Origin of the sequence: Bacteroides caccae, from assembly GCF_002222615.2 — a bacterium.
GTDB classification, from domain to species: Bacteria; Bacteroidota; Bacteroidia; order Bacteroidales; family Bacteroidaceae; genus Bacteroides; species Bacteroides caccae.
Map to the genome: position 1 here is coordinate 2,631,786 of NZ_CP022412.2, position 22,900 is coordinate 2,654,685.

Genomic DNA, 22,900 nt, shown 5'->3' on the forward strand with positions numbered 1-22,900 from the left:
CTTTTTCTACATCAAGTATGCAGTCAGTAATGAAAAGGACTTGACAAACGCATTTTTATGTTGTATATTTGTAGAAGTAACGTGCAGTAAAACTATAAATTAAAATTTGAAAATGAAAGGAAGTAATCCATATAAGCGTCTATATTTAATTATAATAAAGTGTAATATTACAACAGATGTCCTAGGTGATACTTCTGGAATTTAGGGTATAACTAATCCCTTCAAAGGCTTAAGGCTGCAATCTATTACAGGTTTTGCAGCCTTTTTTGTTGTGTAAATTCTAATATAAGCTACTGCAATGCCTTTTGAAAGTTTATAATAAACTCTATACCCGTTTATAATAAACGATGAATGTTTTTATTATAAACTTAAAAAAAGTTTGTGTATGAAGGATAAACTATTTTCAATGGATTATGAAAGCGAAAAAACAAATGAATGTTTTGGGGATATTTAAGTGGTAAATATTGAATACATATTTCCCGGATATACGCTTGGATTATTCAAAAAAAATAGAGGCAGCTATTTTATTTGAGGTGATCCCCCGAATAATAATAGCTGCCTTATTTTGTAAGTCTTTTCAGGCTTATTTTATTGGAATCTTATTTATACGGTTCTGGTGGCGTCCCCCTTCAAACTGTGTGGAGAAGAACTCTGTCAGAATCATGTCCGCCTCTTCAGTACTGATGAAACGACCCGGCATTACCAGGATATTGGCGTCATTGTGCTGACGGGCGAGGTGCGCTATTTCTGCATTCCAGCAGAGTGCAGCACGAACTCCCTGATGTTTGTTCAGCGTCATATTGATTCCGTTTCCACTGCCGCAGATAGCGATACCGGGATAACATTCACCCGATTCTACTGCAAGGGCCAGCGGATGAGCATAGTCCGGATAGTCTACACTTGCGGTAGAGTTTGTTCCGAAGTCTTTGTAAGCCCAGCCTTTTGCTTCCAGCCAGCCGCGAACATATTCTTTCAGTTCAAAACCGGCGTGGTCGCATGCTAATCCGATTGTTTTCATTAGAGCATTGCTTTTACTTGGTTATATACGTTTTCAGCAGTAAATCCAAGTTTCTCATCCAATACTTTATAAGGAGCGGAGAAACCGAAAGATTCCAATCCCCAAACCTTACCGTGGCAACCTACCAGACCTTGAAGAGTGACAGGCAAACCGGCAGTCAGACCGAAGATTTTAGCTTCTGACGGAAGGATTGATTCCTGATATTCTTTAGGCTGGCTACGGAACAACCCTTCGGAAGGAGCAGATACGATACGTACCTTTATACCGTCTTTGCGAAGTAATTCAGTGCCGGCCACCAGTGTAGCAACTTCCGAACCGGAAGCTACCAGGATAACGTCCGGGTTCTCATCTGAACCAGCTACGATATAAGCACCCTTGGTGGCTTGTTCGTAATCAGTTCCAGCCGGAAGATTAGCGATGTTCTGACGAGAGAAAATCAATCCTGTCGGAGTAGACATATTTTCCATAGCCAGTTTCCATGCGATTGTGGTTTCTTCTACATCTGCCGGACGGAGTACCAACATAGAATTGTGTCCCTTATGGTTTTTCAGTTTTTCCATTAAACGGATCTGTACTTCCTGTTCTACCGGTTCGTGAGTAGGACCGTCTTCACCCACACGGAATGCATCGTGTGTCCAGATGAATTTCACCGGTTGTTCCATCAGGGCAGCCATACGTACGGCAGGTTTCATGTAATCGGAGAATACGAAGAAGGTACCGCAAGCAGCGATAACACCCCCATGAAGTGACATACCGATACAGATACAAGCCATTGACAATTCGGATACACCGGCTTGGAAGAATGCCCCACTGAAATCACCTTTCTTGAAAGAATGTGTTTTCTTCAGGAAACCGTCCGTCTTGTCGGAGTTGGAAAGGTCGGCAGAAGCTACAATCATGTTTTCTACTTGTGTAGCAAGTGCTCCCAATACAGTTGCAGAGGCTGCGCGGGTTGCGCCACCTGCTTTTTGTTCGATAACAGACCAGTCTACTTTCGGAGCTTTTCCGGAGAAGAAAGCTTCCAGTTTGCAGGCCAGTTCAGGATTTGCTTTTGCCCATTCGGCTTTTACTGCATATCTTTCTGCTACGATTTTCTTCAGTTCTTCTGCACGTTTGGCATACAGTTCGGCTACTTCCGGGAAAATGACGAACGGGTTGGCCGGATCACCATTCAGGTTCTTGATTGTATTTACATAAGCGTCGCCACCGAGCGGAGCACCGTGAGTAGCACAGTTGGCTTCGTAGCTGCTGCCGTCTGCCTTACGTGCACCTTTACCCATTACAGTTTTACCGATAATCAGCGTCGGACGTTCTTTTTCAGCCTGTGCTTCTTTGATAGCGGCACGGATTTCGTCAGGATCGTTACCGTTGATGCTAAGTACGTTCCAGCCCCATGCTTCATATTTCATGGCAGTGTCTTCAACGGTCACATCTTTCGTTTCGGTAGAAAGCTGGATGTCGTTGGAGTCATAGAACATAATCAGATTGTCCAGACCCAGTGCACCGGCAATGCGTCCGGCACCTTGAGAAATTTCTTCCTGGATACCACCGTCGGAGATGTAAGCATAGATTGTCTGGTTCATCACCTCGTTGAACCGGGCTTTGAGGAATTTGGCAGCAATAGCGGCACCTACTGCGAAGGTGTGTCCCTGCCCCAACGGACCGGAAGTATTTTCTATACCGCGCATGATGTCTACTTCAGGATGTCCCGGAGTAGGGCTTCCCCATTGACGGAATTCTTTCAATTCATCCAATGTGAATTTACCTGTCAATGCCAATGTGGAATAGAGCATGGGAGACATGTGACCCGGATCGAGAAAGAAACGGTCACGTCCTTCCCAGCGGGGATTTTCAGGATCGTATACTAGAAACTCAGAAAAGAGTACATTTATAAAGTCAGCACCACCCATGGCACCACCCGGATGACCGGAATTGGCTTTTTCAACCATTGAAGCAGCGAGAATACGGATGTTATCCGCTGCACGATTCATAAGTTTATTATCGTTCATATCATTAAAAATTAATTGATTTCTGTCAGATTGTTGGCAAAGATAACTCTTTATGTGGATTTAACAATCCTAAAGTGCTATCTTTTTTATTACCAATTCAACAGTCTTTTTGTTTGTGGTACAATAAGTATTTGCCCTTAAATTACTGTAACTCTAATGTAACAATAGATTTAGCAGGAAGTTTCACCTTCATTGTGCCTTTATTGATTTTTACCTCTTTGAAGGGTGCCGGTTTTACAATATTAGGATTTTCAAAAGAATTGTGTTCAGTCAGATTTGCCGAAGTAAGGATTTCGCCGACTGCTTTTTCGCTTTTATATTTCCCGGATTAACCGTGATTTACGCCCGCTGGCTTTTAGCATCGATTTGACAAGCTTGCAAAATCAGCCCGCACAATTAGCGGGCGTTTTGCAAACTTGTTTGACTTTGGCAGAAAATTTTATTTGAATCTGACAGCTGCTTCCTCAATAGGCAATCCTGCCTTGTAGCTTTCGATGTATGCGTTAAAGCCGGCTACATCTTCGGGCGTAGGTGATACCTCGATACCCGCGTCGCCGGCAAATACATTTTCATCCAGAAAATCGGCAAGGGATTGTTTCTTTTCATTGTTCACAAGGTAAGAACCCAATAGGGCAATACCCCAGGCGCCGCCTTCACCGGCTGTTTCCATGACTGAAATCGGTGAGTTGATAGCTGCCGCAAGTATTCTTTGGCCTACTCCCTTTGTTCTGAATAGTCCTCCGTGTCCTGTAATTCTGTCTACTTTGACTTTTTCATCGTTGAACAGGATATCGTTGCCAATCTTGAGAACTCCGACCGAGGCATATAAATGAGTCCGCATAAAGTTTGCCAGGCTGAACTTATCATTTGCCGAACGTATAAACAATGGTCTTCCCTCGGCAAGTCCCGTTACAGGTTCTCCTGAAATGTAATTGTATGAGAGGAGACCTCCGCAGTCAGTATCACCTGTGAGGGCAATATTGTAGAGCTTGCTGTAAATCTCATCCATATTTACGGGGATACCCAGGAGTTCCTGATATTCTTTGAACAGGTTGACCCATGCGTTGAGGTCGGATGTACAGTTGTTGCAGTGTACCATGGCTACGAGGCTTCCGTCAGGAGTTGTAACCATGTCGATCATTTCGTAGGGTTTTGACAACTCTTTCTCCAATACAATCATGGAGAATGAGGAAGTACCTGCCGATACGTTTCCGGTACGCTGCTTGACTGCATTGGTTGCAACCATGCCGGTACCGGCATCTCCTTCCGGCGGACAGACCGGTATTCCTGCCTTCAAATGACCGGATACGTCGAGCTTTCTGCTGCCTTCCGGTGTAAGGACACCGGCGTTTTCGCCTGCCGACAGTACTTTGGGCAAAATATTCTCAAGTTTCCAGTTATATTCTTTAGGAGCAATCAGATTGTCGAACTTCTCCACCATTTCAGTAGAATAGTTGTTGGTAGCCGGGTCTATGGGGAGCATTCCCGATGCATCTCCTATGCCCAATACTTTTTCACCTGTTATTTGCCAATGTACATAACCTGCAAGGGTTGTCAGGAATTTGATATCTTTGACATGCGTTTCGTTGTTCAGGATAGCTTGGTACAAGTGGGAAATGCTCCACCTCAGAGGGATGTTATAGACAAATAGCTCCGATAGTTCTGCTGCCGCCCGGCCTGTATTGGTGTTTCTCCAAGTACGGAAAGGCACGAGAATTTCCTCTTTCTCGTTGAATGGCATATAACCATGCATCATGGCACTGACGCCGATAGCCGCCAGACTCTCGATTTCTATGCCGTCATATAACTTCTTCACATTCGAACGAAGGTCAGCGTAGCAATCTTGCAATCCGGACCAAATGGATTCAATACTGTACGTCCAAAGCCCGTCGACTAACTGATTTTCCCAAGTGTGACTGCCTTGGGCAATAGGCCTGTTTTCCCGGTCTATCAGAACTGCTTTGATTCGTGTTGAACCGAGCTCTATACCCAGAATGGCTTTGCCTGTTTCTATTGTTGATTTAGCATCTAATTTCATGTCGAAATCACTATTTAAGGTTTAGCAAAGTGCTTTATTCAACATATAATAAACCTCATTCATGCGCAGTTCTTTCTTGAAGCAGCTGATTGTGGTATCTTTGTTGATATGTACCATTTCAATCCCTGCGATCTCAGCATAATCTTCCCAATATTCGGCTGTCAGGTCGTAAGAGAAGCAAGAGTGGTGAGTTCCACCGGCGAGAATCCATGCACCTGCACCTACTTCAAAGTCGGGCATCGGAATCCAAAGTGCGGAAGCAACCGGTAATTTAGGAAGCGGTTTCGGTTCGATGCATTCCACATCGTTTACAATCAGGCGGAAACGGTTGCCCAGATCCACTACGGTAGCAGTACATCCTGTACCTACTTTTGAGGTGAATACAAGGCGGGCAGTCTGGCTCTTGCGGATACCTATGCCGAGGAAGTGTACTTCCAGACGCGGTCTGTTGGCTGCGATGAGCGGACAAACTTCCAACATGTGCGATTGCAGGATAGAACTTTGAGCACCGTCGAAATTCAATGTATAGTCTTCGAGGAAAGAACATCCCTTCGGAAGTCCCTGATTCATTACCCATACGGTACGATAAAGAGCAGCCGATTTCCAGTCACCTTCAGCGCCGAATCCATAACCTTCTGCCATAAGGCGTTGAGAAGCCAGTCCCGGGATTTGGTCGAAACCATTATGTTCCAGGTCGCCCAAGTCGTCAAAGTTGGTAGTGAAGCCTTTGGCCCCTTTAGCTTTCAGGATAGCGCGGAGAGCTAATTCTGCTTTTGCGGCGTTCCATACTTTCTGATAAGCTTCCGTCGATTTGTCTTCCAGAGAAGATTCATGATCGTATTCCTTGAAATACGTCGCTACCAATGCATCCACATCAGCGGCTTTGATTTCTTTGTGGTATTCCATTAGTTCGCTTACCGGACAATAGTCTACGTGATAACCCATACGTTGCTCGGCTTCTACCTTGTCTCCGTCGGTTACAGCCACATTATTCATCTGGTCGCCGAAACGGATAATCAGCATATCCTGTGAATCTGCCCAGCCTGCACATACACGCATCCAGACAGCGATCTTGTGCAGCGTGTTTTCGTCTTTCCAGTAACCTACCACCACTTTACGGCGGATACGCATACGGGTGCAGATATGGCCGAATTCGCGGTCACCGTGAGCCGATTGGTTCAAGTTCATGAAGTCCATATCCATTGTGTCCCAGGGGATCTCCTTATTGAACTGAGTATGCAGGTGCATCAACGGTTTCTTCAACTGTTGCAAACCGTGAATCCACATTTTTGCCGGAGAGAAAGTATGCATCCATGTGATGACACCAATACATTTTTCATCATTATTGGCTGCTTTGAAAACAGTCTCCACTTCTTTAGAAGAATTGGCTGTTCCTTTATACACTACTTTTACAGGTAGTTTACCGGATTCATTCAATCCATTTACCATTTCGTTAGAATGTGCGTCTACTGCGATTACTGCGTCACCTCCGTACAAAAGCTGTGCTCCTGTTACGAACCATACTTCATATTGATCAAATGCGTTCATATCTCTATTTAATTTTTGAGTTATAATTTTAGTTGTTTATTGTCCGTAATATGCATTCGGACCATGCTTGCGGCTGAAATGCTTTTCTATCAGCAGCGGGTTCATTGTTAAATTCGGATTTACGGTATAAGCGATACTTGCCATTTTGGCTACTTGCTCCATAACTACCGCGTTGTGTACTGCATCCTGTGCGTTTTTTCCCCAGGAGAAAGGACCGTGGTTTTTGACCAGTACTCCCGGTGTATGTACGGGATTCAATCCTTCAAAACGTTTCACAATAACATTTCCGGTTTCCAGTTCGTAGGCCCCTTTTACTTCTGCTTCCGTCATATCGGCCGTACAGGGGATAGCGTCGTGGAAATAATCGGCATGAGTTGTTCCGATATTCGGAATGTCGCATCCGGCTTGTGCCCATGCGGTAGCATAAGTAGAGTGGGTGTGTACGACTCCTCCGATTTCCGGGAATGCTTTGTAAAGTACTACGTGAGTAGGGGTATCGGAGGAAGGCTTCAGCCGCCCTTCGACGACTTTGCCTTCCAAATCCACTACTACCATATCTTCTGCTTTCATATCATCATAACTTACGCCACTGGGCTTGATTACTACCAGTCCCGTTTCACGGTCGATAGCAGAAACATTGCCCCAGGTGAAGATGACTAATCCATGCTTTACCAACTCAAGATTGGCATGAAATACTTTTTCTTTTAGTTCTTCCAGCATATTGATTATAATTTGAATTTCGGGTCTTTGCGATATGCCCTGCTGTTAAACTTATACAAGGCGGCACCACGTTTGGAACCCAGTTTGTCAATTTTATCAGTCTTTTCTATATAATCCATTTCGGCAACACGTTTGCGGAAATTCCGCTTGTCCATTGCTTCGCCGTAAATGGCCTCGTATAAGCTTTGCAGTTGGGATAACGTAAAGAGTTTCGGTAGCAGATTGAACCCGATCGGCTCTACCGATGCTTTCTGTTGCATCAGTTTCCGTGCTTTCTCCACCATTTGCGGGTGGTCGAAGATTAATTCCGGAAGTTCGTTGATGTTCACCCAGTAGGCATTGTGCTTCTGAACCAGTTTGCGGTCATACTCATTGATGTTGATTAATGCATAGTAAGCAACAGAGATAACCCGTTCTCCCGGATCGCGGTCAATGGCTCCGAAGGTTCCCACTTGTTCCATATATACATTCTCTAATCCCGTAAGTTCTGCCAATACACGTTTGGCTGCGTCGTCCACACTTTCGTCTTTTTGTACGAATCCTCCCATTAATGACCATTCGCCCATTGCCGGTTCGAAGTTTCTTTTCAGCAGTAACAGGCTTATTTCGCCTTCGCTAAAACCAAAGATAATGCAGTCGATACCGATGTAGAAGGTCGGATTTGAGCTATAATAGTTATTCATTGTTTTGTTGATATGAGTTTTTATTTAATTACCAGAAATACCAGTAGAATGCCCCCGTGATAGCCAGGATGATCACCGTGTGGATAATATCCCAGTGATTCCAGCTTGCACGTGTGGAAGCCTTTTGTTCTTTAGTAGCTGTACCGAATACCAGTCCCTGAATCTTTTCGGCAGTGGGAGCTTCTGTTGCCAGACTGACTACAATCACAACGATAATGCAGAACAGGAACATCCAACCGCAGAAGAACAGCCAGTTCATATCATAGAACAAATATTTGAATGTAGAATCTGCCACTTCACCTGCATTGCTGTAATATACCTTTGCACCGAGACGGGTCAGACCGATCACCATACCGGAAATCAATCCCCACATACCTCCTTGCGCAGAAGTACGTTTCCAGCAGATGCCCAGTAAGAAGGCAGCGGCAATGCCCGGAGCCAATACTGATTGAACGTCTTGCAAGTAGGTATAAAGTACATCGCCTACGCTACGCATGATAGGAATCCAGAGGATACCCAGGATAACGATTACCACAGTAGCAACCTGTCCGATACCGACCAGTTTCTTTTCCGAAGTCTGCGGTCTGAAACGTTTGTAGAAGTCGATAGTGAACAACATCGCTGACGAATTGAACAAAGAAGCCAGAGAACTCATCAAAGCAGCCAGAATACCACATACCACCAGACCTTTTACACCGGCAGGAAGTAATTTGGCTACCAATGTCGGGAATGCAGCGTCGGCATTTGCGGTTCCGTTTTCGAGCATCGGAAGAAAACCTTCACCACCGGCACCGATATATTTCTGGTGTAATGCGAACGCAATCATACCCGGAATCAGGAACAGAAATACAGGCAACAGTTTCAGGTAAGCACCGAAGATAGTACCACGGCGGGCTTCCATTTCGTTCTTTCCGGAGAGCACGCGCTGTACGATAAACTGGTCAGTGCACCAGTACCAGAAACCGATAATGGCAGAACCGATCAAAGCACCCAGCCAGGGGAAATTCGCGTCATCATTGCTACGGATCAAGTTTGTCATTGTATCACCGTAATCATTAATGGTAACTGCTCCGCAAACTCTCATCATTTCGTCCCAACCGCCTAATTCCTTAAAACCGAGGACAAGTATGATTAATGAACCCAACAATAGGATAGGGGTTTGAAGAACGGAAGTATAAAGCACCGATTTCATACCTCCGAAGATCGTATAGAGTGCGGTCAATACCACCAGCCCTATGGCAGCAATCCAGAAAAAGTCGATACCCCACAATTCTTTGATACCAAATACCTGTTGGAATACCAGACCTCCGGCATATACCGTAACAGCTACCTTAGTCAACACATAACTAACCAAAGAGATAACCGACAAGATTGTACGTGATTGGGGATTGTAACGGCGTTCCAGAAATTCCGGCATGGTATATACCATGCTTCTTGTGTAGAAAGGAACGAATACCCACCCCAGAATCAAAATCATCCAACCTTGAATTTCCCAGTGTGCCATAGCCATACCACTTGAGGCTCCGGCTCCGGCCAGACCGATCAAGTGTTCCGAACCGATGTTTGATGCGAAAATAGAGGCACCGATCGCGAGCCATGTTGCGTCGCGTCCACCCAAAAAATAATCTGCAGAGTCATTCTGCTTTTGTCTGACTACCCAAACTATAATACCGATAAGAGCCAGAAAAAAGACTCCGATTACTAGCCAATCTAATGCTTCCACAATAAATCTGATTTATAAGTTAATATTATTTCTCTACGGAAAATTTGAAAATACATTCACTGTTATAAGTTTGTCCCGGGAGGAAATTGTCTGTATAGGCCTGAATACCCGGTTCGTTGGTGTATACTTCTACTGTGATACCGCTTTCCGGGGAAGTCAGCTCGGAAGCCGGCTTGTTATTGCGTGCAACTAGCATTAGCACGGCAATTCCTGCAAGTAAGAAATGTTTTTTCATGGTTTTATTTTTAATGTAAATGAGATACTTATCTTGTTTTGGGTGTAAAAGTAACACTTTGGTTTGGTGTATCAAATACACTCTTGTATGTTGTGCAGCATAAAAGGTATTTTTTATATGAATTCGTATTATAAATGACGTGTCATAGCTAGGAAATCATGCAAATGAATGGAAATTGGTCCTTTTTGACTGATAAACGCCTGTTAATGGTGGGATCGGGCAAAGAGTGAATTAGGATTCTGATTATCTTTGCATTCATAACTAGATATAATTTTTTTTATTAAGAACCATGAGAAGATACACAGAAATCTTGGCTGTATTAGCCTTGTCTGCCGGAATGGCACTTCATGCGCAAACCAATGAAATGGTGATTCAAACCCGAAAGTTGGGAGCAGAAATCCAACCTACCATGTACGGGCTCTTTTTTGAGGATATTAATTATGCTGCTGACGGCGGACTTTATGCCGAATTGGTCAAGAACCGTTCATTCGAGTTCCCCCAACACCTAATGGGGTGGAAGACTTATGGAAAAGTAACATTGCAGGATGACGGCCCTTTTGAACGCAATCCTCATTATGTACGCCTTTCCGACCCGGGACATGGGCATAAACATACCGGACTTGACAACGAAGGTTTCTTCGGTGTCGGCGTCAAAGAAGGAGAGGAGTATCGTTTCTCCGTCTGGGCACGATTGCCACAGGGAGGTACGAAAGCAACATTACGTATTGAATTGGTCGATACCAAATCAATGGGCGAGCACCAGGCTTTTGCCACACAGAGTCTTGCGATTGATTCAAAAGAATGGAAAAAATATCAGATAATTCTGAAACCCGGTGCCACAAATCCTAAAGCAGTGCTCCGCATTTTCCTTACCTCTAAAGGAACCGTAGATTTGGAACACATTTCTCTTTTTCCGGTAGATACCTGGAAAGGGCATGAAAACGGACTTCGTAAAGATCTGGCCCAAGCGTTGGCAGATATTCATCCGGGAGTCTTCCGTTTCCCCGGCGGTTGTATTGTGGAAGGGACGGATTTGGCAACCCGTTATGACTGGAAGAAGTCGGTAGGTCCGGTAGAGAATCGTCCTTTGAATGAGAATCGCTGGCAATATACGTTTACCCACCGTTTCTTCCCTGATTATTACCAAAGCTACGGATTGGGATTTTATGAATACTTCCTGTTGTCCGAGGAAATGGGGGCGGCACCGCTTCCTATTTTGAATTGCGGATTGTCCTGTCAATATCAGAATAGTGACCCGAAGGCTCATGTCGCTGTTTGCGACTTGGATAGTTATATTCAGGATGCGCTCGACCTTATAGAATTTGCCAATGGTGATATAAATACAACTTGGGGAAAAGTACGTGCCGATATGGGACATCCGGCGCCTTTCAATCTGGAATTTATCGGTATTGGGAACGAACAGTGGGGAGAAGAGTACCCCGAACGCCTCGAACCGTTTATCAAAGCTATTCGCAAAGTTCATCCGGAAATCAAGATTGTAGGAAGTTCCGGCCCGAATTCCGAAGGAAAAGACTTTGATTACCTATGGCCTGAAATGAAGCGTCTGAAAGCCGATTTGGTAGACGAACATTTTTATCGGCCCGAAAGCTGGTTTCTGGCTCAGGGGGCGCGTTATGATAATTACGACCGTAAGGGGCCGAAAGTCTTTGCCGGCGAATATGCCTGCCACGGAAAGGGCAAGAAATGGAATCATTTCAATGCTGCTCTGCTTGAAGCCGCTTTTATGACCGGATTGGAGCGTAACGCAGATATTGTGCATATGGCTACCTATGCTCCTCTTTTCGCCCATGTGGAAGGTTGGCAGTGGCGCCCGGATATGATCTGGTTTGACAACCTGAATTCCGTGCGTACTGTAAGCTATTATGTACAGCAACTGTATGCTCAAAATAAAGGAACTAATGTGCTTCCGCTTACCATGAACAAGAAAAGTGTGACAGGAGCCGAAGGGCAGAATGGGCTCTTTGCCAGTGCCGTATACGATAAGGACAAGAATGAACTGATTGTAAAGGTTGCCAATACTTCAAATACTGCCCAGTCAATCTCTTTGAACTTTGCCGGATTGAAGAAACAAGACGTATTATCGAATGGCCGCTGCATCAAGCTTCGTTCACTTGATTTGGATAAGGATAATACGCTTGAACAACCTTTTGCCATCACTCCTCAAGAAACTGCGGTGTCTGTTGAAGGTCATGTGTTTACAACCGAGCAGGAACCGAATACTTTTGCTGTTTATAAATTTACAAAGAAATGACGATAAGGTTTGTTAGATAATAGATTTAAGTCTTAATTGTTAATTGAAAAGAAAGGGCGGCTTCCGTAATGGAAACCGCCCTTCTTGATTATTTATATTGGATAATTTCTTATTCCAATCTGCGTGAACCGTCACCGATTACCACGTCATACACTTTCGGGCTTCTGCCGAATTTAGCTTTGAATGCTTCTTTTGTCTTTTCAACGAAGTTGTCATACAATTCGTCTTTAACAAGGTTGATAGTACAACCGCCGAATCCGCCACCCATAACGCGTGAACCGGTTACACCGTATTCTTTAGCGCAGTCGTTCAGGAAGTCGAGTTCTTCACAGCTTACTTCGTACAGCTTGCTCATGCCGTGATGAGTTTCGTACATCTTCTGACCTACAGTTTCGTAATCATCTTTCTCCAGAGCATCGCAAACATCGAGTACGCGTTGGATTTCTTCGATTACGTATTCTGCACGCATATAATCTTCATCGCTGATGTCAGCCTTAGCTTCTTCCAACATTTCCATAGTACAGTCGCGCAGGAATTCAACGTGCGGATGTTTCTTCTGGATAGCGGCAACAGCAGCTTCGCAGCTCTGGCGGCGTTTGTTGTAAGCAGAAGAAGCCAGTTCGTGTTTAACAACCGAATCCATTAAAACCAGACGATAGCCTTCCGGGTGGAATGGGAAATACTGATATTCCAGTGAACGGCAATCCAGACGGATCAAGCTGCCTGCTTTACCGAATACGGAAGCAAACTGGTCCATGATACCGCAGTTCACACCACAGTAATTGTGTTCAGTAGCCTGACCCACTTTAGCCAGTTCGAACTTATCAATCTTGTTTTCACCGAACAGTTCGTTCAATGCAAAAGCATACGTACTTTCCAAGGCAGCAGAAGAAGACATACCTGCACCCAGAGGCACATCACCGGAGAAAGCAGTATTGAATCCTTTTACGTCTACGCCGCGTTTAATCATTTCACGGCATACACCGAAGATATATCTTGCCCAGCTTGCGCGTGGAGCGTCTTCTTCGTTCAGACCGAATTCTACATAATCTTTCAAGTCGATAGAATAAGCTCTTACTTTATCAGTACCGTTCGGTTTGATTTCGGCAATCATACCTTTGTCTACTGCACCCGGAAATACGAATCCGCCGTTGTAGTCAGTGTGTTCGCCAATCAGGTTAATACGTCCCGGAGAGGCATATATAAATCCTGTAGTACCATCGAAATGTTTAATGAAGCGACTTCTTACGTGTTCTATATCCATGATAATTTAATTTTATAAGGTGAATAAATTGAGTTCAGTAATAGATTATTCTACCGGAATATCTTTATTGACATTTTTGCAACCTACCAGACCGTAGTACAGCAAATATGCCAAAGCAGCAATGATTACCCAGTAACTTGGCATGAAACCGGCAACATCAGCTACCCAGCCCTGAAGTACAGGCAGGATACCTCCACCGCAAACCAGTACCATAAACAGACCGGAAGCAGCAGCAAGATATTTACCCAATCCTTCTACAGCAAGGTTGAAGATACCACCCCACATGATAGAAGTACAGAAACCGACTAATACCAGGTACATTGCGTTGATAGGAACTTCGGCAAAACCGAATGACAAACCGCCTGTCTCACCTTGTTGGAGTACGGGCAAGTTAACCAATGTTCCTGTGGAGGAGAAGATAGCAAGGAATACTAAAATTAATCCCAGAGCAGATGTAAAAGTAAGCATCGCTTTACTGGAGATTTTAGCGCCAAGTGAAGCACCTGCCAGACGACCGACCAACATCAGGAACCAATAAGTTCCTACCACGAAACCGGAGATAGTAGAAGCAATGCCGGCACCGCCTTTTTCTACAGGGTCGGTAAGGAACAGGTTCAGAGTACCCGGTACGCCTACTTCAATACCTACGTATACAAAGATAGCGATAGCACCTAATACAAAGTGGCGGAACTTCAAAGCACCTTTCATCAATGTGCTGATCGGTTCTGTTGTGGTAGCAGCATTCGGTTCCGGAATACGTACAAATAAAAGTACGAAGAATGCGAAAGCAAACACGGCCATTGCTGTATACATTACAGGGAAAATCTGGGAAATAGTAGCTTTTTCGATAGAACCGGCGATCAGGATACCAACGAACATCGGAGTAATGGTAGCCATTACAGAGTTGAAAGAGCCACCCACCTGGATAAGTTGGTTACCTTTGTTACCTTCACCACCCAATTTGTTCAACATCGGGTTTACTACAGTGTTGAGCAAACACATAGAGAAACCTGCAACGAATGCACCGATCAAATAAACGGCGAAAGCCATTTCCGGGCTTGAATGGCCGGATAAGAACTGGATACCTACGCCTACAAAACCGATAGCTACTGCGATCAGTGCAGTCTTCTTATATCCAACGCGTTGCAACAAGATGCCGCTCGGAATACCCATTACTGCATACGCGATGAAGTTTCCGAAGTTTCCTAGCATACCTAGTGCGTTCGATACGTCGAACTGGTTTTTCAACACGATACCCATAGGAGCAGCGAGGTTGGTAACAAATGAAATCATACCGAAAAGGAAAATCATCGTAATGATTGCAATGATTTTTCCATTCTTTTTTTCTTGTGTCATGGTTCAAAAAAAATGTTAGTTTATAAAATTAGGTTAGTTATTTTTTAGTTGTTATTCTTCTACATCAAATTTGTAAACTGTGATTTGTTGGTATTCATCACCCGGCAGCAGGGTAGCCGACGGGAAATGCGGTTTGTTCGGAGTATCCGGGAAACATTGTGCTTCAAAACAGATAGCGCTTCTTGCCGGGAATGTAGCGCCGTGTGCGCCTTCGAATCCGTTCAGCCAGTTGCCTGTATAAAGTTGCACGCCTGCTTCGGTAGTGTATACTTCCATGATACGGCCGCTTTCAGGATCTTTGCAGGTAGCGGCGAGGTCGAGCGAACCGCTTTCTGTTTTGTTCAATACGTAGCAGTGGTCGTATCCGGCACCGAATATCAATTGCTGGAATTTATCGTCGATACGTTCGCCTACGGTATGCGGAGTGCGGAAGTCCATAGGAGTTCCTTCCACTTTGGCGATTTCTCCGGTTGGGATAGAAACTTCATCGATAGGTGTATAGAAATCAGCGTTGATAGTAACGATGTTGTTGTTGACGGTAGGAGTCGGATTGGAGATGCCGGCGAGGTTGAAGAAACCGTGGTTAGTGAGGTTTACAACCGTTGCTTTGTCAGTAGTGGCGCGGTATTCGATAGTCAGTGCATTCACTTCATTTTCCAGTCGGTAGGTCATTTCTACTTCCAGATTACCGGGGAATCCCTCTTCGCCGTCGGCAGAAACATAATTGAATTGCACGGTGCTTTCATCAATCTGGATAGCGTCCCATACACGGGCGTGGAAACCGGTAGGTCCTCCGTGCAAGGAGTTAGGGCCGTTGTTGATTGTGAGTTCATGTTCTTCGCCGAACAAGGTGAATTTTCCTTTGGCGATACGGTTGCCATAACGTCCGATAGTTGTACTCAGGAAAGGTTCCGGGCTGTTGATTACATGGTCAATGCTGTCGTGTCCGAGAATCACATTAGCATACTTACCGTTTTTGTCCGGTACCATAATCGAAAGAATGGCGCACCCGTAATTCGTTACGGCCACTTCCATTCCCTTTTTGTTTTTAAGGATAAATAAATCTGTTTTTTTATCATTTATATCCTTTTGAAAATCTTTCCGGCTGAGCCCTGAAAGATTTCCCTCTGTTGGGAATGTGTTATTCATGTCTGGTATTATTAAAATTTTCCTGCAAATAAAGGCAAATTCTTTCTTACTCACAAATTATTCGGACTAAATATAGCAGGTGCTTTAGGAAAGTTTAGCGTTATTACTTTAATGTTCCTATTCTTTTTGGTATGTTTTTTTTCAAAAAGATTTTTATCGTCCTTTTCTTAAAACTAAACTATTTTTTGTATGTTTGCTCCCGGATTCATGCAATCCGAGCGAATTTAATCTAAGTTTATAACAAGAAAAACAAAAATGTATCCATTAAAATTCGAACCAATTCTGAAGCAGACGCTTTGGGGGGGCGACAAAATTATTCCGTTCAAGCATTTGAATTCAGACTTGAAAGGAGTAGGAGAAAGCTGGGAAATTTCCGGCGTTGAGGACAATGAATCCGTAGTGGCCAATGGCCCGGATAAAGGTTTAACCCTTGCCGACATGGTGAGAAGGTATCGCGAGGAACTGGTAGGTGAAGCGAATTATGCCCGTTTCGGAAACAAATTTCCATTACTCATTAAGTTTATTGATGCCAAGCAGGATTTGTCCATTCAGGTACACCCGGCCGATGACCTTGCGAAAAAACGTCACAACTCAATGGGTAAAACAGAAATGTGGTATGTGGTAGATGCTGACAAAGGAGCTAAATTGCGTTCGGGATTTTCTGAACAGATTACTCCGAAAGAATATAAAGAACGCGTATTGAACAATACGATTACCGATGTGCTGCAAGAGTACGAGATTCATCCGGGAGATGTTTTCTTCCTTCCTGCGGGACGTGTACACAGCATTGGTGCGGGGGCGTTCATCGCTGAAATTCAGCAAACTTCCGACATCACTTACCGTATCTACGACTTCAACCGTAAAGATGCGAACGGCAAAACACGTGAACTCCACACCGATTTGGCCCGTGAAGCTATTAACTACGAAGTATTGGATGATTATCGTACCAAATACGAACCGTTGAAGGATGAACCGGTAGAGTTGGTTGCCTGCCCTTATTTCACCACTTCTTTGTATGACATGACCGAAGAAATCAGTTGTGACTATTCGGAACTCGATTCATTCGTTATTTTTATTTGCATGGAAGGCTCATGCAAAATGGTGGACAATGAAGGCAACGAACTGACAGTAAATGCCGGAGAGTCTATTTTGCTCCCCGCTACCACTCAGGATATTACTATTACTCCTGAAAGTGCAAACGTGAAGTTGCTGGAGACTTACGTATAAAAGGATATTTCAGCTTCATTGAGATGAAGTTGTTACTTCGACAAGCATAAGGCTTCCACGGGTTGGAAGCCTTTTTTATAATATCTCATATTTCGGAAGAATTTTAGAAAGCTGTGCTTCATGACTGCTAAAGCATAGCTTTACAATCTCTAAAGCTGTGCTTTAGCAGTTAAATAACGCCGCTTTATTTTGCAGACATAAATACAGTAAATACACCTTTTCAGGCTTTTCCACATACACACACACGCATGTATATAATAATGAGTTCTTCTTCAAATTACCACTAAATTTGAAGAAGAACCTAATAATGTAACTTAAAGTTCAGTTTCCAAAATACTTATGTCAAGTATCTATTTTCTATAATAGCTAAAAATTCGGAATAACTTGTTTGAAGGGTAATAGACAACGGTTGTTATGAGTTTCCGCCGTTTTATTCGTTTTTTCTATATTACTATAACATGTGTGCGTGTGTAGGGGAAGGCCTGAAAAAGTATACTTACTGTACTCGCTCACATTGAAATGTGTTACTGAAGTATATACTTCTACTTAATGAGAAGATCGAATTATCTTAAATTCCTGAAATACGTGCGCACCTTCCTCATAACTTTGACCCCCAACATCACACCGTCGAATATAGCCATGCCCGTATTGAATGAACGCATGATAGCATCTGCCTTGTTGTTAGCTGGAGCAATGGGGGCAAATATCTCGCGTGTTGTGGCTGTCATTGCTTTTTTCTGGGCATGTATCTCATTCAAAAGCTTCTTTTTGCGTAGGGATATTTCTTCTAATGTGAATTTCTGTGGTGTTTGCGCACTCATAATTTATTTATTTGAATCAGTTAAAAATAAATTGGCAAGGAAGTTCACCATAGGAGATATGATGAGTTGCTTGCGGAAAATAATAACAAGAGCGATGAGCAGAACGTTGATGCCTGCTATAATGGCAAAACTTGCCATAAGGCCGCCTACCAATGGTTCTAATACATAAGCCAGAGCAAAAAGCAGGTAAAACAGGGCTACCATGCCTAAGATGATAAGTACTAATACCATGATTAACGTTGAAAACAGGATAGTCAGTTTTTCCGTTAACTCTAATTTGGTGTATTCTTTTTGAAGTTCTAAATATTTCTTGAACTCGAAAAATAACTGCTGAAAATTCTCAATACTTTTATCGTCTGCAAACATGGTCGCTCTGTTTTAAATCCTTGGTTACTCACTTACTCTGCTATTTCTCCTTTCATTTCGGCTGCAATCTCGTCCACGAGATTTTCCATTTCACTACGGTTGAGCTTAATCCCTTTTTTACGAAGAATCTCGGCGATCTTGTGACGGGTATCTTCTCCTTTTTCAGGAGCAAATAGAATACCAAGGGCTGCGCCTACGGCTGCACCACCCAAAAAAGCTGCTAAAACATTCAATCCTTTCATAATGTATAATGTTTAAAATGATTATGATACAACAAATATAACATTTTTCTTCTAAGGTTGTTCAGTAAAACTAAAAAAAAGTGCATAGTTTTATATTTCTTTTTTTCTTTTATGGTTTAATCTTATTTAACGGACTTTGGAGACTAACCAATGGAAGTTAAGGCGTACTTTTGTCATTCAGTATTTATAATTTAAACATAATGGAAATAAAAACTGTTTTAATTACTGGTGCAACTAGCGGAATTGGTAAAGCTTGTGCCTGTAAGTTTGCCAAAGAAGGTTGGAATTTGATTTTGAATGCCCGTGATACTTCAAAGTTGGAGAAGCTGATATATGAGTTGGAAATGGAGTGTCCTAAACTGGTGACAAGGCCGCTTATTTGTGATGTACGTGACCGTGAACAGGTGAAGGCTGCACTGGAAAACTTGCCGGCGGACTGGAAAACGATTGATCTGTTGATTAACAATGCCGGACTGGTGATCGGAGTGGATAAAGAGTTCGAGGGTAGTCTGGACGAGTGGGACATCATGATTGACACGAATATAAAGGGATTGTTGACGATGACGCGTCTTGTGGTTCCCGGTATGATAGAGCGCGGGCGGGGGCATGTGATCAATATCGGTTCTATTGCAGGTGATGCGGCTTACCCCGGGGGAAGTGTGTACTGTGCGACTAAGGCTGCTGTAAAGGCCCTTTCGGACGGACTTCGGATTGATCTGGTGGATACTCCGCTGAGAGTGACGAATATCAAACCGGGTATGGTGGAAACCAACTTCTCGGTGGTGCGTTACCGGGGTGACAAGCAGGCGGCTGATAATTTCTACAAAGGAATTCGCCCGTTGACCGGAGAGGATGTGGCTGAGACAGTTTACTTCGCTGCTTCGGCTCCCGAACATATTCAGATTGCGGAAGTGCTTTTAATGCCGACTAATCAGGCAACAGGAACGATTTCTTATAAGAAAAAGTCCGAATAAGCGTTTTTTCGCCGGATTTCTTTGCCGGATGATAAAATTTCTATTATTTTGTTGCCCGAAACTGAATATTGATAGACGAGAACATGAATTATTAATTAAAACAGAGTATAGGAATATGAGAAAATTGGTCGTATTAGGAATGGGAGTGTGCTTGGTGCTTGCTTTTGCATCTTGTAAATCCAGCGAAAGCGCCTATAAGAAGGCTTACGAGAAAGCAAAACAGCAAGAACTGGCAGAACCGCAAGTGGAAGCTCCGGTTGAGGTGACTCCGGTAGTGGCAGCTCCTGTGACAACACCTAAAGTAGCAGATACATCGGGTGTACGTCAGGAAAAGGTGACAGTTGTTTCCGGTAATGACGGTTTGAAAGATTATAGTGTAGTGGCCGGTAGCTTTGGTGTAAAAGCAAATGCCGAAGGATTGAAAGATTGGCTGGATGCACAAGGTTATCAGGCTACAATCGCATTTAACGCTGATAAGGCAATGTATCGTGTAATAGTTAGCTCATTTGCTGATAAGGCTGCTGCTGCTGACGCTCGCGATGCTTTCAAGGCTAAGTATCCGAATCGTTCGGATTTCCAAGGCGCTTGGTTGCTGTATCGTGTATATTGATTTCTTTTTGGTAATATATATTGGGAAGAACCAACGTTTTTTCCGAATAAGAAGGCGGTAACTGGGAAGTTACTGCTTTTTTGTTGAGAGAGAAAATGATGTTTCGTTTAGATATTTTTATCATTCTACTAAAAGAAGTTATAAATGTAGGTGGGGAAACTTTTATAGCAAAGAAAGTTTTTACTTTTGTCAACTCTTAATTTAGAGGATTTACAGCCTTGATATTAGTGAGGTGTTAATAAAGGAATTAAATGGAACAAAAATATGTAATGGCTGCTATCGATGCAGCATTGAAAGCCGGTGAAAACATACTTTCTATTTATGATGATCCGGCATCGGACTTCGAGATAGAGAGAAAGGCTGATAATTCTCCTCTGACAATAGCAGACAGGAAAGCGCACGAAGCGATTGTGGCTATTTTGAACGATACTCCTTTTCCTGTTCTTAGTGAAGAAGGAAAGCATCTGGATTATGAGGTTCGCCGCAAATGGGATACTTTGTGGATTGTTGACCCTCTGGATGGAACAAAGGAATTTATTAAACACAATGGAGAATTTACGGTAAATATAGCCCTGGTGCAGAATTCAGTACCTGTGTTAGGCGTTATTTATGTGCCTGTAAAGAGAGTGCTTTACTTTGCTGTGGAAGGTATAGGAGCCTATAAGTGCTCCGGTATTGTCGCTCCGGTAGGGAAAGGGACGACATTACAACAGATGATAAAAGAGTCGGAGCTGATGCCTTTAGAGGATGTACGTGATCATTTTATTGTTGTTGCTTCACGTTCGCACCTGTCACCTGAAACGGAAACATATATCGCTGACTTGAAGAAGAAACATGGCAGTGTCGAACTGATATCAAGTGGAAGTTCCATTAAAATCTGTCTGGTTGCAGAAGGTAGTGCGGATGTGTATCCGCGTTTCGCTCCGACAATGGAGTGGGATACAGCTGCCGGACATGCGATAGCGCGTGCCGCCGGAATGGAAGTGTATCAAGCCGGAAAGGACGAACCTCTACGATATAACAAGGAGGATTTATTGAATCCGTGGTTTATCGTCGAGCCAAAAAGAAAACACTAATTAATGTTTATATGACATTTGAAATTGTATTTGTACTGTTGTCGTTATTAGGAATGGTAGCTGCTTTGGTCGCTGACAAAATGCGTCCGGGCATGATACTTTTTTCGGTAGTGGTCTTGTTTTTGTGTGCCGGTATTCTGACCCCGAAAGAAATGCTGGAAGGGTTCAGTAATAAGGGCATGATTACCGTTGCCCTACTGTTTCTGGTAAGTGAAGGTATCCGCCAATCGGGTACATTAGGGCAAGTGATAAAGAAATTGCTTCCACAGGGCAAGACGTCGGTGTTTAAAGCACAGTTGCGTATCTTACCTTCGGTGGCTTTCATTTCCGCTTTCCTGAATAATACTCCTGTTGTGGTTATCTTCGCCCCGATTATCAAACATTGGGCGAAATCGGTTAATCTCCCGGCAACAAAATTCCTGATTCCTCTTTCTTATGTGACTATTCTTGGTGGTATTTGTACGTTGATCGGTACTTCTACCAATCTGGTAGTGCACGGAATGATTTTAGAAGCCGGTTTTGAAGGTTTCTCCATGTTCGAACTGGGAAAGGTCGGCATTTTTATTGCTGTTGCCGGAATTGTTTATCTTTTCCTTTTCTCCAAACGACTTTTGCCGGATGCTCGTCCTGATACGGCTGTGCCGGATGAGGAAATGGAAGAGGGGGAGAAATTGCATCGGGTGGAAGCGGTGTTAGGGGCACGTTTCCCCGGTATCAATAAGAAGTTGAGTGATTTTAATTTCCAGCGTCATTATGGAGCGGAAGTAAAGGAGATCAAGACACGTAGCGGACAGCGGTTCGTAACTAATCTGAATGAAGTGGTGCTACGTGAAGGAGATACGCTTGTTGTAATGGCTGATGATACCTTTATTCCTACATGGGGGGAGTCTTCTGTGTTTGTGTTGCTGACAAACGGAAATGACCCTGATACCGCAGGAAAGAAAAAACGCTGGCTAGCTCTGATTTTATTGGTGTTGATGATTGTCGGTGCTACGATCGGTGAATTGCCGGTGACAAAAGAGATGTTTCCGGATATCAAACTGGATATGTTCTTTTTTGTGTCTATCACCACCATTGTTATGGCGTGGACGAACCTGTTTCCTGCCCGTAAATATACAAAATACATTTCGTGGGATATCTTGATTACGATTGCTTGTGCATTTGCAATCAGTAAGGCTATGGTGAATTCGGGAGTGGCTGATAGTGTTGCGAAGTTCATTATCGGGTTGAGCGATGATTACGGTCCGCACGTGTTGCTTGCCATGTTGTTTATCATCACGAACCTGTTTACGGAGTTGATTACGAATAATGCGGCGGCAGCATTGGCATTCCCATTGGCCCTGTCGATTGCAGCGCAGTTGGGAGTCAGTCCGACGCCTTTCTTTGTTGTGATCTGTATGGCTGCTTCAGCCAGTTTCTCTACACCTATCGGTTATCAGACTAATCTGATTGTGCAAGGTATCGGCAACTATAAATTTATGGACTTTGTTCGTATCGGTTTGCCGCTCAATATCATAACCTTTATAATCTCTGTTATTCTGATTCCGATGATCTGGAACTTTTAATAAA

20 protein-coding genes and 1 pseudogene are annotated in these 22,900 nt (G+C 43.6%); 6 read left to right on the top strand and 15 right to left on the bottom strand.

What is annotated here, in order from left to right; genetic code table 11:
- Positions 1–583: 583 nt before the first annotated feature.
- The 9 genes and pseudogenes from rpiB to CGC64_RS10345 form a co-directional block, all read right to left on the bottom strand.
- Complete coding sequence (gene rpiB, locus CGC64_RS10305) at positions 584–1,018, bottom strand: ribose 5-phosphate isomerase B (RefSeq protein ID WP_005677860.1); 435 nt, start codon at positions 1,016–1,018, stop codon at positions 584–586.
- Complete coding sequence (locus tag CGC64_RS10310; RefSeq protein WP_005677861.1) at positions 1,018–3,027, bottom strand: transketolase family protein; 2,010 nt, start codon at positions 3,025–3,027, stop codon at positions 1,018–1,020. Before CGC64_RS10310 ends, rpiB begins: the two co-directional genes overlap by 1 nt.
- 142 nt (positions 3,028–3,169) lie before the next feature.
- Positions 3,170–3,352 (bottom strand): annotated as a pseudogene (locus CGC64_RS10315) (alpha-L-arabinofuranosidase C-terminal domain-containing protein); the annotation flags it as partial.
- Between the two features lie 114 nt (positions 3,353–3,466).
- The gene (locus tag CGC64_RS10320; protein WP_005677862.1) at positions 3,467–5,065 is read right to left on the bottom strand and encodes a xylulokinase; all 1,599 of its coding nucleotides are present in this window, start codon (positions 5,063–5,065) and stop codon (positions 3,467–3,469) included.
- 21 nt (positions 5,066–5,086) lie between these two features.
- Complete coding sequence (gene araA, locus CGC64_RS10325) at positions 5,087–6,613, bottom strand: L-arabinose isomerase (protein WP_005677863.1); 1,527 nt, start codon at positions 6,611–6,613, stop codon at positions 5,087–5,089.
- A 36-nt stretch (positions 6,614–6,649) separates the two neighbouring features.
- Complete coding sequence (locus CGC64_RS10330) at positions 6,650–7,333, bottom strand: L-ribulose-5-phosphate 4-epimerase (RefSeq protein ID WP_005677864.1); 684 nt, start codon at positions 7,331–7,333, stop codon at positions 6,650–6,652.
- A gap of 5 nt (positions 7,334–7,338) precedes the next feature.
- Entirely contained in the window at positions 7,339–8,016 is a 678-nt protein-coding gene (locus tag CGC64_RS10335; protein ID WP_005677865.1) for an NUDIX hydrolase, read from the bottom strand.
- Between the two features lie 28 nt (positions 8,017–8,044).
- Entirely contained in the window at positions 8,045–9,739 is a 1,695-nt protein-coding gene (locus tag CGC64_RS10340; protein WP_032855177.1) for a sodium:solute symporter, read from the bottom strand.
- Between the two features lie 25 nt (positions 9,740–9,764).
- Positions 9,765–9,974 carry a hypothetical protein gene (locus CGC64_RS10345; protein ID WP_005677867.1) on the bottom strand — a complete coding sequence of 70 codons (210 nt, stop codon included), beginning with the start codon at positions 9,972–9,974 and terminating at the stop codon, positions 9,765–9,767.
- Between the two features lie 289 nt (positions 9,975–10,263).
- Between CGC64_RS10345 and CGC64_RS10350 the strand changes: the two genes are divergently transcribed.
- The gene (locus CGC64_RS10350; protein ID WP_005677868.1) at positions 10,264–12,246 is read left to right on the top strand and encodes an alpha-L-arabinofuranosidase C-terminal domain-containing protein; all 1,983 of its coding nucleotides are present in this window, start codon (positions 10,264–10,266) and stop codon (positions 12,244–12,246) included.
- Positions 12,247–12,355: 109 nt separating this feature from the next.
- Here CGC64_RS10350 and galK read toward each other — a convergent pair whose 3' ends face one another.
- Genes galK through CGC64_RS10365 form a run of 3 tightly spaced genes read right to left on the bottom strand, consistent with a single transcriptional unit; the run spans position 12,356 to position 16,015 of the window.
- On the bottom strand, positions 12,356–13,510 hold the full coding sequence (gene galK, locus CGC64_RS10355) for a galactokinase (RefSeq protein WP_005677869.1): 1,155 nt from the start codon (positions 13,508–13,510) through the stop codon (positions 12,356–12,358).
- 45 nt (positions 13,511–13,555) lie between these two features.
- Positions 13,556–14,866 carry a sugar MFS transporter gene (locus CGC64_RS10360; RefSeq protein WP_005677870.1) on the bottom strand — a complete coding sequence of 437 codons (1,311 nt, stop codon included), beginning with the start codon at positions 14,864–14,866 and terminating at the stop codon, positions 13,556–13,558.
- 51 nt (positions 14,867–14,917) lie between these two features.
- Entirely contained in the window at positions 14,918–16,015 is a 1,098-nt protein-coding gene (locus CGC64_RS10365; RefSeq protein ID WP_005677872.1) for an aldose epimerase family protein, read from the bottom strand.
- Between the two features lie 255 nt (positions 16,016–16,270).
- On the opposite strand from CGC64_RS10365, the gene CGC64_RS10370 reads away from it, so the two are divergent.
- A complete protein-coding gene (locus CGC64_RS10370; RefSeq protein ID WP_005677873.1) occupies positions 16,271–17,242 on the top strand; it encodes a type I phosphomannose isomerase catalytic subunit in 972 nt (323 codons plus the stop codon).
- A gap of 563 nt (positions 17,243–17,805) precedes the next feature.
- Here the strand turns inward: CGC64_RS10370 and CGC64_RS10375 are convergent.
- From CGC64_RS10375 to CGC64_RS10385, 3 genes are read right to left on the bottom strand one after another with little or no spacing between them, the layout of a single operon-like run.
- Positions 17,806–18,063, bottom strand: a complete 258-nt coding sequence (locus CGC64_RS10375) for a hypothetical protein (RefSeq protein WP_005677874.1) — start codon at positions 18,061–18,063, stop codon at positions 17,806–17,808.
- 3 nt (positions 18,064–18,066) lie between these two features.
- Positions 18,067–18,429, bottom strand: a complete 363-nt coding sequence (locus CGC64_RS10380) for a phage holin family protein (RefSeq protein ID WP_005677875.1) — start codon at positions 18,427–18,429, stop codon at positions 18,067–18,069.
- Positions 18,430–18,461: 32 nt separating this feature from the next.
- Positions 18,462–18,671 carry a YtxH domain-containing protein gene (locus CGC64_RS10385; protein WP_005677876.1) on the bottom strand — a complete coding sequence of 70 codons (210 nt, stop codon included), beginning with the start codon at positions 18,669–18,671 and terminating at the stop codon, positions 18,462–18,464.
- Between the two features lie 200 nt (positions 18,672–18,871).
- Between CGC64_RS10385 and CGC64_RS10390 the strand changes: the two genes are divergently transcribed.
- The 4 genes from CGC64_RS10390 to CGC64_RS10405 all read left to right on the top strand — a co-directional run bounded on the left by CGC64_RS10390 (position 18,872) and on the right by CGC64_RS10405 (position 22,896).
- Positions 18,872–19,645, top strand: coding sequence for an SDR family oxidoreductase (locus tag CGC64_RS10390; protein ID WP_005677877.1), 774 nt, complete (start codon positions 18,872–18,874; stop codon positions 19,643–19,645).
- 115 nt (positions 19,646–19,760) lie between these two features.
- Positions 19,761–20,255: an SPOR domain-containing protein gene (locus CGC64_RS10395; RefSeq protein ID WP_005680639.1), complete on the top strand. Its 495-nt coding sequence runs from the start codon at positions 19,761–19,763 to the stop codon at positions 20,253–20,255.
- A 251-nt stretch (positions 20,256–20,506) separates the two neighbouring features.
- On the top strand, positions 20,507–21,331 hold the full coding sequence (gene cysQ / locus CGC64_RS10400) for a 3'(2'),5'-bisphosphate nucleotidase CysQ (protein WP_005677880.1): 825 nt from the start codon (positions 20,507–20,509) through the stop codon (positions 21,329–21,331).
- Positions 21,332–21,342: 11 nt separating this feature from the next.
- On the top strand, positions 21,343–22,896 hold the full coding sequence (locus CGC64_RS10405; RefSeq protein WP_005677882.1) for an SLC13 family permease: 1,554 nt from the start codon (positions 21,343–21,345) through the stop codon (positions 22,894–22,896).
- The last annotated feature ends 4 nt before the right edge of the window (positions 22,897–22,900 follow it).